The sequence below is a fragment of the Cupriavidus sp. CER-90 genome, from assembly GCF_057652055.1.
The window spans coordinates 2,251,345-2,264,319 of the sequence record NZ_JBYGYM010000002.1; the positions used below are offsets into that span (position 1 = coordinate 2,251,345).

Annotated in this window: 14 protein-coding genes; 5 read left to right on the plus strand and 9 right to left on the minus strand. The window is 66.3% G+C overall.

Annotated features, from left to right (window positions below; genetic code table 11):
* Nucleotides 1-129 precede the first annotated feature (129 nt).
* Nucleotides 130-2,142 carry a diguanylate cyclase domain-containing protein gene (locus tag AC24R4_RS20955; protein WP_487523565.1) on the plus strand — a complete coding sequence of 671 codons (2,013 nt, stop codon included), beginning with the start codon at nucleotides 130-132 and terminating at the stop codon, nucleotides 2,140-2,142.
* A 16-nt stretch (nucleotides 2,143-2,158) separates the two neighbouring features.
* On the opposite strand, the gene AC24R4_RS20960 is transcribed toward AC24R4_RS20955, so the two are convergent.
* The 3 genes from AC24R4_RS20960 to AC24R4_RS20970 all read right to left on the minus strand — a co-directional run bounded on the left by AC24R4_RS20960 (nucleotide 2,159) and on the right by AC24R4_RS20970 (nucleotide 3,547).
* A complete protein-coding gene (locus AC24R4_RS20960; protein WP_400393491.1) occupies nucleotides 2,159-2,689 on the minus strand; it encodes a DUF3318 domain-containing protein in 531 nt (176 codons plus the stop codon).
* Entirely contained in the window at nucleotides 2,686-3,063 is a 378-nt protein-coding gene (locus AC24R4_RS20965; RefSeq protein WP_400393493.1) for a phage holin family protein, read from the minus strand. Before AC24R4_RS20965 ends, AC24R4_RS20960 begins: the two co-directional genes overlap by 4 nt.
* A gap of 166 nt (nucleotides 3,064-3,229) precedes the next feature.
* Nucleotides 3,230-3,547 (minus strand): ElaB/YgaM/YqjD family protein, encoded by a 318-nt coding sequence (locus tag AC24R4_RS20970; protein WP_349632244.1) that lies wholly within the window; start codon nucleotides 3,545-3,547, stop codon nucleotides 3,230-3,232.
* A gap of 300 nt (nucleotides 3,548-3,847) precedes the next feature.
* Here AC24R4_RS20970 and AC24R4_RS20975 point away from each other — a divergent pair, with 300 nt between their 5' ends.
* Complete coding sequence (locus AC24R4_RS20975; protein WP_400393495.1) at nucleotides 3,848-4,486, plus strand: peroxiredoxin; 639 nt, start codon at nucleotides 3,848-3,850, stop codon at nucleotides 4,484-4,486.
* A 143-nt stretch (nucleotides 4,487-4,629) separates the two neighbouring features.
* Here AC24R4_RS20975 and AC24R4_RS20980 read toward each other — a convergent pair whose 3' ends face one another.
* On the minus strand, nucleotides 4,630-5,823 hold the full coding sequence (locus AC24R4_RS20980) for an acyl-CoA dehydrogenase (protein WP_400393497.1): 1,194 nt from the start codon (nucleotides 5,821-5,823) through the stop codon (nucleotides 4,630-4,632).
* A 199-nt stretch (nucleotides 5,824-6,022) separates the two neighbouring features.
* Between AC24R4_RS20980 and AC24R4_RS20985 the strand changes: the two genes are divergently transcribed.
* On the plus strand, nucleotides 6,023-6,832 hold the full coding sequence (locus tag AC24R4_RS20985) for an IclR family transcriptional regulator (protein ID WP_400393499.1): 810 nt from the start codon (nucleotides 6,023-6,025) through the stop codon (nucleotides 6,830-6,832).
* 57 nt (nucleotides 6,833-6,889) lie between these two features.
* Here the strand turns inward: AC24R4_RS20985 and kynA are convergent, their stop codons facing one another.
* The 3 genes from kynA to kynB are packed head-to-tail and all read right to left on the minus strand — an operon-like array spanning nucleotide 6,890 to nucleotide 9,733.
* On the minus strand, nucleotides 6,890-7,771 hold the full coding sequence (kynA, locus tag AC24R4_RS20990; protein WP_400393501.1) for a tryptophan 2,3-dioxygenase: 882 nt from the start codon (nucleotides 7,769-7,771) through the stop codon (nucleotides 6,890-6,892).
* 12 nt (nucleotides 7,772-7,783) lie between these two features.
* Nucleotides 7,784-9,040, minus strand: coding sequence for a kynureninase (kynU, locus tag AC24R4_RS20995; protein ID WP_400393503.1), 1,257 nt, complete (start codon nucleotides 9,038-9,040; stop codon nucleotides 7,784-7,786).
* 30 nt (nucleotides 9,041-9,070) lie between these two features.
* Nucleotides 9,071-9,733, minus strand: a complete 663-nt coding sequence (kynB, locus tag AC24R4_RS21000; RefSeq protein ID WP_400393504.1) for an arylformamidase — start codon at nucleotides 9,731-9,733, stop codon at nucleotides 9,071-9,073.
* Between the two features lie 157 nt (nucleotides 9,734-9,890).
* Here kynB and AC24R4_RS21005 point away from each other — a divergent pair, with 157 nt between their 5' ends.
* Nucleotides 9,891-10,379, plus strand: a complete 489-nt coding sequence (locus AC24R4_RS21005; protein WP_400393506.1) for an Lrp/AsnC family transcriptional regulator — start codon at nucleotides 9,891-9,893, stop codon at nucleotides 10,377-10,379.
* Nucleotide 10,380: 1 nt separating this feature from the next.
* On the opposite strand, the gene AC24R4_RS21010 is transcribed toward AC24R4_RS21005, so the two are convergent.
* Complete coding sequence (locus tag AC24R4_RS21010; RefSeq protein WP_400393508.1) at nucleotides 10,381-11,022, minus strand: flavin reductase family protein; 642 nt, start codon at nucleotides 11,020-11,022, stop codon at nucleotides 10,381-10,383.
* A gap of 332 nt (nucleotides 11,023-11,354) precedes the next feature.
* Between AC24R4_RS21010 and msrA the strand changes: the two genes are divergently transcribed.
* Nucleotides 11,355-11,897, plus strand: coding sequence for a peptide-methionine (S)-S-oxide reductase MsrA (gene msrA, locus AC24R4_RS21015; RefSeq protein WP_487523566.1), 543 nt, complete (start codon nucleotides 11,355-11,357; stop codon nucleotides 11,895-11,897).
* Here msrA and AC24R4_RS21020 read toward each other — a convergent pair.
* Nucleotides 11,894-12,973, minus strand: a complete 1,080-nt coding sequence (locus AC24R4_RS21020; RefSeq protein ID WP_400392419.1) for a DUF72 domain-containing protein — start codon at nucleotides 12,971-12,973, stop codon at nucleotides 11,894-11,896. The genes msrA and AC24R4_RS21020 overlap by 4 nt on opposite strands.
* Between the last annotated feature and the right edge of the window lie 2 nt (nucleotides 12,974-12,975).

Genomic DNA, 12,975 nt, shown 5'->3' on the forward strand with positions numbered 1-12,975 from the left:
CCAGTCTGAGTTAGAGACACCCCGTAACGCCTCATTGACAATGCAACCAGACAAGGCTGGCCACCCCAGGCCCGCCTTGGTGCATTCATCGACAGGGCCGGGCCCATGGCCTGGCGCGGGAAGTCTCATATGCAGCAAGCTGGTGGCGGCGATAGCCTGCCGGCCAATGAGCACGTACTGCGTGTCGTCTGGCCGTTTGTCCCGGTGGTTCTGGCGCTGGCATTGTTCTGCATCGCCAGTGTGGACGTGTTGTCCGCCGCCCGGGGCTTCGTGGCCGGCGAGAGCCTCTGGAGCAAGGGCCAGAAGGCGGCGGTTTCCCACCTGTTGCGCTACGCCGAAAGCCGCGATGAAGCCGACTACGACGCCTATCTGGCCGGCATTGCCGTGCCGCAGGGCGACCACCTGGCGCGGCTCGAACTCGAAAAGCCCGACTACGACCGCACCCGCGCGGTGCAGGGACTGCTGATCGGCGGCAACCACCCCGACGATGTACCCGGCATGATCCGGCTGTTCCGGTATTTCCGGCATGTGCCGGAGATCGATGAGGCGATCTCGATCTGGGCGGCTGCCGACGCGGAGATCGCACGGCTCGACGTCATGGCGCGTCGGCTGCGCGAGCGCGTGAGCGAGCATGGCTGCGCGGCAGCCTGCGTCGCGCCGCTGCAACGCGATATTGCCGACGTCGATGCATTGCTGACGCCCATGGAGGAAGCCTTCTCGGCCGCACTGGGCAAGGCATCGCGGCGCGTGCGGGGGTTGCTGATGTGGGGGACGGCGGGTCTGGCGCTGGCGCTGCTAGGCTGTGCCACATGGATGTCCACCCGCGCGATGAGCCGGTACCGCCAGTTGCGGCAGGCGCTGACGGTCAGCGAGGAACGGCTGCAACTGGCCGTGGCCGGCAGCACCGATGGCTTGTGGGACTGGCATCCCCATCGCGGCGAACTGTATTTCTCGCCACGCTGTGCCGAAATGCTCGGCTATGGCCCCCATGAACTGCCGCATGCGCGCGAGACCCTGCTGGCGCTGATGCACCCGGCCGACGTGGCCGAATTCGACCGGCGCCTGGTGGGGCATGTGCGCCAGGGCGCGCCATACGACGTGGAACTGCGCCTGCGCCGCAAGGGCGGCGGCTATCTGTGGGTCAGGGCCAGGGGCCGCATGGTGCGCAGCGCCATCGGCAAGGCGACGCGCATGGCGGGGTCGCTCAGCGATATTTCCGACCGCAAGCGTTTCGAGGCACAGCTGTTTGCCGAAAAGGAGCGCGCGCAGGTCACGCTTCAGGCCATTGGCGACGCGGTCATCACCACCGATGTCTGGGGGCGTATCCAGTCGCTGAACCCTGTGGCCGAGACCATGACCGGATGGACGGACGCCGAGGCCGCTGGCTGCTTCCTGCAACAGGTCTGCCGGCTGCATGACGAAACCACCCGGGAGCCGGTTGCCGATCTGGTGCCGCGCGCGCTGGCGGGCACCTGGCCCGGCCAGATGGTGATGCTGCTCGAGCGCCGCGAGCCTGCCACGCAGGGGTTCACGCTGGCCGTCAAGCCATCGGTGGCGTTGATCCGGGACAAGGGCGAGCAGGCGATCGGCATCGTCGTCGTCCTGCATGATGTCAGCCTGGAGCGGGCCCACGCCGCGCAGCTGGCGTACGAGGCCAGCCACGATCCGCTGACTGGCCTGGTCAACCGGCTGGAATTCGAGCGGCGGCTTGGGGCGGCGGTGTCGCGCGCCCAGCATGAAGGCTGTACGCACACGCTGATGTATCTGGATCTCGACCAGTTCAAGGCCGTCAACGACACCTGCGGGCACGCGGCCGGGGACGAACTGCTCTGCCAGATCGCCGACGTCATGCGCCATCAGCTACGGCGCAGCGACACCCTGGCCCGGCTGGGAGGCGACGAATTCGCGGTGCTGCTGGAGTATTGCGCCGCCACCGATGGCGAGCGCGTGGCCGAAGGGCTGCGTCATGCCATCGCGGCCTATCGGTATCGCTGCCACGACCATGAATTCTCGATCGGGGTCAGCATCGGCCTGGTACGGGTCGACGAACGCACGGCCAAGCGCGAGGATGCGCTCGATGCGGCCGACCTGGCCTGTTACCAGGCCAAGCGCGAGGGCCGCAATCGCGTGCAGACCGGCTGATCCGGCTTGCGCCGGATCAGGGTTGGGAAGCCGGAGGCGCCGCCGCGGGGGGCGACGGCACCAGCGGGTCGCGGAAGCCGGTATCGACCGGCACCGCCACCGCCCGCGCGGCCGACGCCGCGTGCGCATGCACCTGCGGCTGGGCGCCGTGCCAGGTCTTGTAGGCCCAGTATCCGGCGCCGGCCAGCATGCCCAGCTTCGACAGCTTCCAGGCCACGCGGCCGATCGGGGTCTTGCGCAGCAGGGGCAGGGCCAGTGTGATGGCCGTACTCACCATCGGATAGTCGCGCGTCACGCCGAACAGCTTGAGCCAGCCCGACGGCCGGGTCATGCGAGGCAGCCAGGCGCCCAGGCTGGTCATGCGGCGGGCGCCACCCTTGACCTGGCGCAGCGCCTGCACGGCGTCGTAGCGTTCCAGCGCGGCGCGCGTCACCAGCAACTCCTTGCGCACGGCCAGCGGCAGGCGAACTTCGCGCGTAAAGCGGACCGGACGGGGGTGCTCGTGGCGCGGGCGGCTGTCGATCGAATCGTCTTCGGGCGTGGTCATTGGCGCAGCATCTCCCGGTCCTTGTCCAGCTCGGCCAGCGTGGATTCAAACAGCGGCGGGGCGTGGCGGACCTTGTTGCGAGCCACCAGCAGGCAGACGCCGGCGCAGATCAGGTAGAACAGCACGATCGCGCCCAGGGCCTGCCAGCGATAGCTTTCCCAGAACAGGATGGCGACCAGCAGCGTGAAGGTCATCAGCGCCATGCTGAAGAACACCAGCCCGAACAAGGCCAGCAGCGCAACCTTCATCAACCGTTCGCGTTCCTCGGCCAGTTCCACGCTGGCCAGCTCCAGGCGAGTCTGCAGCATCGACACCACGGAACCGGCGAGGTTGCGAAGGGATTCGAGGAACTTGGGGGAATGGGATTCGCTCATGCGGCTCCGGCGAAAGAACGATGCGCCGGCATGGGCGGCATCTGCGAGGGATGGACCGGCAGCGGCATGATGGGGCCGCGCCGGTCCGTCTTCAAGACTGCATGCACCCGGCGCAGATGCGCAGCCGGGGCTGGTAATGCGTATTGCTACAGTACTACAGGGCTGCTTACTTGCGGTTCAGCAGCAGACCGATCAGCAGGCCCACGCCGGCGGCCACGCCCACGGCGCGCCACGGATGGTCATGCACATAGTCGTCGGTGGCACGGGCGGCCGCCTTGCTCTTGGTCACGACGGCATCCTGCAAGTCCTGGGCCTTTTCCTTGGCCTGCTTCAGCAGGCCCATGCCACGCTCGCGCAGTTCGGCAGCTTTCTCGCCGGTGGTCGAGGCCGCTTGCTTAAGCAGTTCTTCGGCGTCGGACAGAACGGTCTTGACATCGCTCATCAGTTTCTCCTGTTGCGGGCGGTTAGGTTCAAGTGGTGACATTTTGCCTTGCCCGCTCGGGCTTGTGGCATTTCTTGTCGTCCACCTAGCATATGTGGCGGCTGCCCATCGTTTCAAGCTCGCCGACACAATGCCGTATCACTGTCACCAAATGTGCCATCGGCCCCGGGGGCAGCGTCGCCACAAGGAACCATGGCCCGATCACCCGGTCTTTATGACTTCGAGTGATTTTGTAGTGACTTTATATTCGTTTGGGTTGGATGGCAATCCAACTAAGCTGGTTCACCGGTTTTTACCTTTCCTTACTTTCGTTTATTTTCCGTTTCTCTGGAGACTTCACTCATGGCACTGCGTCTTGGCGATACCGCACCGGACTTCGAGCAAGAATCGAGCGAGGGCCGCATCCGCTTTCATGAATGGCTCGGCGAAGGCTGGGGTGTCCTGTTCTCGCACCCCGCCGACTACACCCCCGTTTGCACGACGGAACTGGGCCTGACCGCCAAGCTGAAGGAAGAGTTCGCCAGGCGCAACGTGAAGGCCATCGCCCTGTCCGTGGACAGCGTGGCGTCGCACAAGGGCTGGATCCAGGATATCAACGAGACCCAGTCGACCTCGGTCAATTTCCCGATCCTGGCGGACAGCGACCGCAAGGTGTCCGAGCTCTACGACATGATCCATCCGAATGCGAATGAGACGCTGACCGTGCGCTCGCTGTTCGTGATCGACCCGAAGAAGAAGGTGCGCCTGATCATTACCTATCCTGCAAGCACCGGTAGAAATTTCAATGAAATCCTGCGCGTCATCGATTCGCTGCAACTGACCGATCACCACAGCGTGGCCACGCCGGGCAACTGGCAGGATGGCGACGACGTGGTCATCGTGCCGTCGCTGAAGGACGAAGCGGTGATCCGCCAGAAATTCCCGAAGGGCTACAAGGCGGTGCGTCCGTACCTGCGCCTGACGCCGCAACCGAACAAGTAAGAAAAAGCCGGGCGCGGGGTGGGTCCCCGGCCCGGCTCGGTATGGCGTTGCCGATGTCGTAAAACGGCGGGGTCGTGCCCGTCGTCTCCTTGGTAGTGTGCTTCAGCCCGGCTTTCCAGCCGGGCTTTTTTACGTCCGGACGATCAGAAGAAGGCCTGCAGGCCGGTCTGGGCGCGGCCCAGGATCAGCGCGTGGATGTCGTGCGTGCCTTCATACGTGTTCACCACTTCCAGGTTCACCACGTGGCGGATCACGCCGAATTCGTCCGAAATGCCGTTGCCGCCCAGCATGTCGCGCGCCACGCGGGCAATGTCCAGCGACTTGCCGCACGAATTGCGCTTCATGATCGAGGTGATTTCCACCGCGGCGGTGCCTTCGTCCTTCATGCGGCCCAGGCGCAGGCAGCCCTGCAGGCCCAGCGTGATCTCGGTCTGCATGTCGGCCAGCTTCTTCTGTACCAGCTGCGTCTGCGCCAGCGGACGGCCGAACTGCTTGCGGTCCAGCGTGTACTGGCGCGCGGTGTGCCAGCAGAACTCGGCGGCGCCCAGCGCGCCCCAGGCGATACCGTAACGGGCCGAGTTCAGGCAGGTGAACGGACCCTTCAGGCCCTTCACGCCCGGCATGATGTTCTCTTCGGGCACGAAAACCTGGTCCAGCACGATTTCGCCGGTGATCGACGTGCGCAGGCCCACCTTGCCGTGGATGGCCGGGGCGCTCAGGCCCTTCCAGCCCTTTTCCAGGATGAAGCCGCGGATGTCTTCCTTGCCGTCTTCGCCGGCCAGCTTGGCCCACACCACGAAGACATCGGCGATCGGCGAGTTCGTGATCCACATCTTGGCGCCGCTCAGTTCGAAGCCGCCGTCCACCTTCCTGGCGCGCGTGACCATCGAGCCCGGGTCCGAGCCGTGGTTCGGTTCGGTCAGGCCGAAGCAGCCGATCCATTCGCCGGTGGCCAGCTTGGGCAGGTACTTCTGTTTCTGCGCCTCGCTGCCGAATTCGTAGATCGGCACCATGACCAGCGACGACTGCACGCTCATCATCGAGCGATAGCCCGAATCCACACGCTCCACCTCCCGCGCGATCAGGCCGTAGCTGACGTAGTTCAGGCCCGGGCCGCCGTACTGTTCGGGGATGGTCGGGCCGAGCAGGCCCAGTTCGCCCATCTCGCGGAAGATCTCCACGTCGGTCTTCTCGTTGCGGAACGACTGCAGCACGCGCGGCATGAGCTTGTCCTGGCAATAGGCCGCCGAAGCGTCACGGATCATGCGCTCGTCGTCGGTCAGTTGCTGGTCCAGCAGCAGGGGGTCGGCCCAGTGGAATTCGGCGTTGGCAGCCATGGAGGTCTCCTTCTTTGGTGGCGCGGTGAAGGCAGTGCCGCCTTCATTCGATCCGGTCGATCAAAAAGTTGCGGTTCCGCATTGCGGAACCTTGTTCCGATGAGCTAGTATAGCTGAACCGATTCGCGCTGCAACAGGGGGAAATCCGGCTCCCAATGATTAGCGTTCGGCAATCGACCACTTCCACAGGAGCTGTCTCTTGACCCCATCCACTGTCGCGGCCGCCGAGCCGGTCCAGAAGGAACGCGAGAGCGACCCCAATTTCGTGACGGCGCTGGCGCGCGGGCTGGAGCTGCTGCGCTGCTTCCGCACCGGCGAGGCGATGCTGGGCAACCAGGATTTCGTGCGTCGCACCGGGTTTCCGAAGGCCACCGTGAGCCGGCTGGCCGGCACGCTGGTGCAGCTGGGCTACCTGCGCTACGACGACAGCCTGGGCAAGTACGCGCTCGATGCCGGCGTGCTGGCGCTGGGGTTTTCCTACCTGGCCGCGTCCGACGTGGTGACGCTGGCACGGCCGCACATGCTGGCCTTCGCGCAGTCGTATGGCGTGTCGGTGTCGCTGGGCAAGCGCGAGCGCATGGAAGTCATCTACATGGAATCGATCCGGAACGATGCCGGTGTGATGCTGGGTCTGGGGGTGGGCTCGCGCCTGTCGCTGGTGTCGAGTTCGATGGGGCGGGCCTATCTGGCCGCGCTGCCGGCGGCGCGGCGCGACAAGGTGCTGGCCGAATTTGCCCAGACGTATCCGGAACAATGGAAGCAGCAGGAGGCCCCGATGCGCGCCGCGCTGGCCCAGGCCGAGCGCGACGGCTATGCCGCGTCGTTCCGCGACTGGCACCCGGCCATTCACGCCTGCGCGGTGGCGTTCAAGCCGGTGGGTGAGAAGGATCTGCACATGCTGAGCTGCAGTGCGTCCTACGGGGCCGTCAGCGAAGAGACGTTCCACGAGAAGCTGGCGCCCGCGCTTCAGGCGCTGGGGGTCAGGCTGTCCGATCCGGCGGGGCGGTAGGGCAGGCGTCGCGCCGCGCTCCCGCCTTGCGCCAGCGCGAAGCCTGACACCGCCGGATCACAGATCCGTCCGCAGCTTCCACAGTTCGGGGAACAGCACCACATCGAGCATCCGGCGCAGGTAGCTGACGCCTTCGGTGCCGCCGGTGCCGCGCTTGAAGCCGATCACGCGCTCCACCGTGGTCACATGGCGGAATCGCCATTGGCGGAAGGCATCCTCCAGGTCGACGAACTTTTCGCCCAGTTCGTAGAGTTCCCAATGCGCCGACGGGTTGCGATACACCTCCAGCCAGGCCGCCTCCACCGACGCGTTGTACTGCGTGGGCTGGGTCCAGTCGCGGTCCACCACGTCGGCGTCGATCCGGAACCCGCGCCGCGCCATCAGCCGGATCGCCTCGTCGTACATCGACGGCGTATGCAGCGCCGTTTCCACCAGTTCCAGATGTTCGGCCCGGTGCGCGTGGGGCCGCAGCATGGCCGCGTTCTTGTTGCCCAGGATGAACTCGATCTCGCGATACTGGTACGACTGGAAGCCGGACGATGCGCCCAGGTACGGGCGCATGGCCGAGTATTCGGGCGGCGTCATGGTGGCCAGCACGTTCCAGGCCTGCACCAGCTGGTCCATGATGCGCGATACGCGCGCGAGCATCTTGAACGCCGGGCGCAGCTGGTCGGTCTTCACCCCATCGCGTGCGGCGCGCAGTTCGTGCAGCATCAGCTTCATCCACAGCTCGGTGGTCTGGTGCTGGACGATGAACAGCATCTCGTTGTGGTCCGGCGACAGCGGGTGCTGCGCGCTCAGGATCTGATCCAGGCCCAGATAGTCGCCGTAGCTCATGTCGCGGGCGAAGTCCATCTGCGCGCCATGCCAGCCATCCTCGCCGGCCGCGTCGGCCGGCTGGCTGCCGTGCCCCATCGGGCATCCCTTGAATTCACTCATGATGCGCTCCGCTCAGGTCACCGCCGTGCGCACCGCAAAGCGGGCGTCGCGATAGGCGCCGCTGTCCAGCACGTCGCGCATGATTTCCACGGCATCCCAGACTTCGGTGAAGGTCGTGTACAGGGGCGTGAAGCCGAAGCGGGCAATGCCGGGTTCGCGATAGTCGCCAATCACGCCACGCTCGATCAGCGCGGCCACCAGCGCGTAGCCGTCCGGATGCGCAAAGCTCACCTGGCTGCCGCGCCGGGTATGGGCGCGCGGCGTGACCAGCGTCAGCGGGTGCCTGGCGCATCGTGATTCGACGAGTTCGATAAACAGGTCGGTCAGCTTGAGCGACTTCGCGCGCAGCGCGCTCATGCTGGTCTGGGCGAAGATGTCCAGGCCGCATTCGACCATCGCCAGCGACGTGACCGGCTGCGTGCCGCACAGGAAGCGGCCGATGCCCTTGGCGGGCGCGTACTGCGGCGACATCGCGAACGGCGCGCCGTGGCCCCACCAGCCCGACAGCGGCTGCCAGAACTGGTCGCGCAGCGCGGGCGCCACCCAGACGAAGGCCGGCGAACCCGGACCGCCGTTCAGGTACTTGTACGTGCAGCCGATGGCGTAGTCCGCGCGGGCGGCGGTCAGGTCCACCGGCACGGCGCCAGCCGAGTGGGCCAGATCCCACACGGTCAGCACGCCGCGGGCGTGCGCGAGTTCGGTCAGGCCGGCCATGTCGAGCATCTCGCCGGTCTTGTAGTTCACGTGCGTCAGCATCAGCACGGCCGTATCGGCGCCCACGGCGGCGTCGATCTCGTCGGGACTGTTGACCAGGCGTACCTCGTAGCCCTGCTGCAGCAGGTCGGCCAGGCCCTGGGCGATATAGAGATCGGTCGGGAAGTTGCTGGCCTCGGACACGATCACGCGGCGCGCCGGATCGCGCTGCTGCTGCACGCGCAGTGCGGCGGCCAGCACCTTGAACAGGTTGATCGACGTGGTGTCGGTCACCACCACCTCGTCGTGGCCCGCGCCGATCAGCGGCGCCAGGCGGTTGCCCAGCCGGCCCGGCAGGTCGAACCAGCCGGCGGTGTTCCAGCTGCGGATCAGGCCATCACCCCATTCGCTGCTGACCACCTCGGCGGCACGCGCCGCGGCGGCGCGCGGGCGGGCGCCCAGCGAGTTGCCATCGAGGTAGATCACGCCGTCAGGCAGGGCAAACTGTTCGCGCAGCGCGCGGAGCGGGTCGTCCCGGTCCAGCGCCTGGCAGCGTTCACGTGTCAGGTTGGTCATGCTTTCAGTGTCCAGAGGGTTCGGGCGGATTCAGAGTGCGCGCAGCACCGCGCGGACCGGGCTCGCGTCGAGCGTGGCCAGGCGCAGCGGCAGCGCGATGAGTTCGTAGTCGCCGGCCGGCACGTCGTCGAGCACGATGCCTTCGAGAATGGCCAGCCGGTGGTCGCGCACCGCGTGGTGGGCGTCCATCGTCTTCGAGGTTTCGGGGTCCAGCGACGGCGTGTCGATGCCGATCAGCTTCACGCCGTGGCGGGCCAGCAGCGCGATGGTCTCGGGGGCGACAGCGCAGAACGCCGAATTCCACACCCCCAGCGGCGCCTGCCGGTAGGTCCGCAGCAGCACGCGCGGCGGCACGTCGGCCAGAGCGGTTTCGATGTGGTGCGGCTCCACGCGCGGCGCCGCGCCGATGCAGTGGATCACGCGGCAAGGGCCCAGGTAGGCGTCGAGCGGGACGGCGCCGATCGGCGCGCCGTCGGCCGCGTAGTGCAGCGGCGCATCGGCATGGGCGCCGGTGTGCGGCGACATCGTAATACGGCCAACGTTGACCGGACAGTGCGCGTCCAGTTGCCACGCGGGCTCGTGCCGGAACGGCGTGTCGCCGGGCCAGACCGGCGTGGCGTTCGACACCGGCGGGCTGATATCCCAGATCTGGCGCGTGGCGCGGCTGGGTGCGTTCGTGGGGGCGTTCGGCATGGTGACTGGCAATCTCCGGGGCGCGTTTCTGAAGACGCGGTGCGTGTGGGGATCATAGTCAAAAGCGCCGAGAAGAGGCTTGCGAAATGGTCCGTCGATCACGGCATCTTTCGCATAAAATTGTGTGATTCCAATAGAAAGATGTGGATTCTGCGAAATGACCCTCGATCCGATAGATTTACGCATCCTGACGGCGCTGCAGGAGAACGGTCGCATCAGCAATCAGGACCTGGCCGATCGTGTGGCGTTATCGCCATCTGCTTGCTTGCGCCGCGTGCGGCTGCTGGAAGAAATCGGGGTGATTGGCGGCTACAAGGCGTGGTTCGACGCCGAGCAGCTGGGGCTGGAGATCGAGGCGATCGTGCAGGTGTCGATGCGGCACGACGTGGAAGGGTGGCACGACACGTTCAACGCCGTGGTGCAGACCTGGCCGGAGGTACTGACCGCCTATGTGATCACGGGTGACAGCAACTACATCCTGCGGGTGCAGGCGCGCAACCTGAAGCACTACTCCGATTTCATCGTGAATCGGCTATATCGCACGCCTGGCGTGATGGATATCCGCTCGAACATCGTCCTGCAGCGGATCAAGACGGACGGATCGCCACTGGCGATCCTGAAGGACAGCAAGGACGCCAGGCCGTGACCTAGCGTTCGCGCGGCGCGATCTGATCGAGCGGATCGAGCGGGCACAGCGTGGAAAATTGCGCCCCCTGGAACACGAGCGGCTCGCCGCCGGCGTCGAGAATGCCGCAGCGTTCCACTTCGCCGACGAAGATCACGTGGTCGCCCTCGTCATAGCGGCTGCGGTTGTGGCACTCGAACCAGGCCAGCGCATTGGCCAGGATGGGCAGGCCGGTCTCCGACAACCGATAGTCCACGCCGGCAAAGCGGTCGCCCTTGAGCGTGGCAAACCGCTGGCACAAGTCCAGCTGTGAGGCGGCAAGCACATTGATGATGTAGTGCGAGCCATCGCGGAACATCGGCAGGCTGTTGGCGCGCGTGGCCATGCTCCACAGCACCAGGGGCGGATCGAGCGAGACCGAGTTGAACGAGCTGGCCGTGATGCCGACGAACGGCACGTCGTTGGCGTGCGATGGGCCAGCGGCGCGCGTGGTGATGACCGTCACACCTGTGGCGAACTGCGACAGCGCGCGCTTGAAGTGACCGCTGTCGAAATCGGGGGCGGCGGCCTTGCGGCGCTGGGGGGCGGGGGCGGCGGCCTCGGGCATGCCCTCTCGGGCTCCACACAAATCCATGATCTTCATATCGGGATGGCCGGCGCGCATTCAACACGCCAAACGTAATCCTGGGGGGCGGCAATTTCAGTGGCCTGGCGCACACATTTTGCGGGCCCACGCGGCCTGGCGGGCGCTTTCGGGTCCCGCGCAGCCCATTCACGTGCGCCGACGGGCGCCAGTACCAGTGCGATTGTAGCGGACTCCGGACATGGCACCCCGACGTGGCTCCTGCGATACATCGGACGGTCTCTGTGCCAGCCGGATTGCACTTGTTTCATTTTTCACGGCAGTGCGGGGCGCCATTGCTTATGCTGGAAATCGATGCCGCCAGAGCCGGCGTGGTATCGGAACCCCCTGGACGCGGGAAAGGGAGCGCGCAGATGGATCACGAACTTGAGATTGCCACGCTCGGTGGCGGGTGTTTCTGGTGCCTGGAGGCGGTGTTCCAGCAGGTGGATGGCGTGCGTGCCGTGGAGTCGGGCTACACCGGCGGCCATATCCACAATCCCACCTATCGCCAGGTATGCGAGGGCGACACGGGCCACGCCGAAGTGGTGCGTGTGACCTTCGACCCGGCCACGATCACTTTTCGCGAAATCCTGGAGATCTTCTTCTCGATCCATGATCCGACGCAGCTCAATCGGCAGGGCAACGACGTGGGCCCGCAGTACCGCTCGATCATCTTCACCCATTCCGAGGCCCAGCGCGCCGTGGCCGAGTATGTCATGGGCGAACTGGTCGTCAACAAGGTGTTCGATGCGCCGATCGTCACGCAGCTCGAACCCGAGCAGCCGTACTGGCGCGCCGAGATGAGCCACCAGAACTACTATCAGGAGCATCCCGCGCAGGGCTACTGCGCGTTCGTGATCACGCCCAAGCTGGCCCAGTTACGGCGAGATTTTTCGCATCGGATGCGCCGCTAGGCCGGCAAGGCCGCATTTTCCAGCCGATCGGCAATGGCCGTGGCCAGCCGGGCGATGCTCTGCGGTGCGCAGCCTTCGGCATTGTTGCTGACGATGACATAGGCCGGCTGGCCGGCGCGCAGCGTGCCCGCCACCACGTCGGCGATGGCGTCGCGCGTTGCGTCGTCAGGGTCCACGAGCTTGTCGAATGGCATGTAGGCCTTTTCGGCCATCGCATACGAGCGGCCCTCGCGCAGCATCCAGCGCAGCACCAGCGGGCCGGGGGCCCCGTCGTCCATCAGCGTCTGCGCGTGGGCCTGGCGCGATACCGGCGGCAGGCGGTCGCGCGCGGCCAGGCAGAAGCGTACGCCGCGTTCGCGCAGCAGGCGGATGTAGCGCGGTGTCAGCAGCGCCGGATCGCGCATTTCCACGGCATAGCAGGCGTGCGGGGTCAGGCTGGGGTCCAGCGGCGGCAGCGCGGCCAGGAAGGCGTCGAGCCGCGCGAAGAACGCCGGGCCGTCGTCGGCCACGCTTTGCAGCGGCGACAACTGGAACAGCAGCGGGCCGCAGCGTTGGCCAAGACCAGTGGTGGCCGGCACGATGAAATCGCGGATCGCGATCCCGGCGTCCAGGAACGCCGCGTTGGCCAGGCGCCCGGCGCCATCGGGGCCGCGCAGCCAGGCATCGCAGACGCTGGCCGGGGCCTTGACCAGGAAGCGGAAACCTTCCGGCACCTGCGATGCGTAGCCCAGGTAGTCGGCCAGCGGAATCGGGCCATAGAAGCCACGGTCGATGCCCGCCGCGCGCAGCAGCGGATGCTGCCCGCAGGCGCGCAGCCCCTTGCGGGACAGCAGGCTTTCGGTGTACTGGCCGTCGTAGACCATGCCGTGCCAGCCGGGGTACGACCACGAAGAGGTGCCGAAATACAGGTTGGACGGCAGCCGGCCGGCAAGCGCGGTCAGCGCTGCATCGGGCGTCCAGGGCTGGACGATCTTGCCAGCGGGCGTCTTCTTTTCGGGAGTGCCGGCCGCGGCGGGCCGGGGCGGGGCGTCCGGCGATGCCGGGGCATCGCCGAACAGGTCGAGGTTGTCAGTCAAGC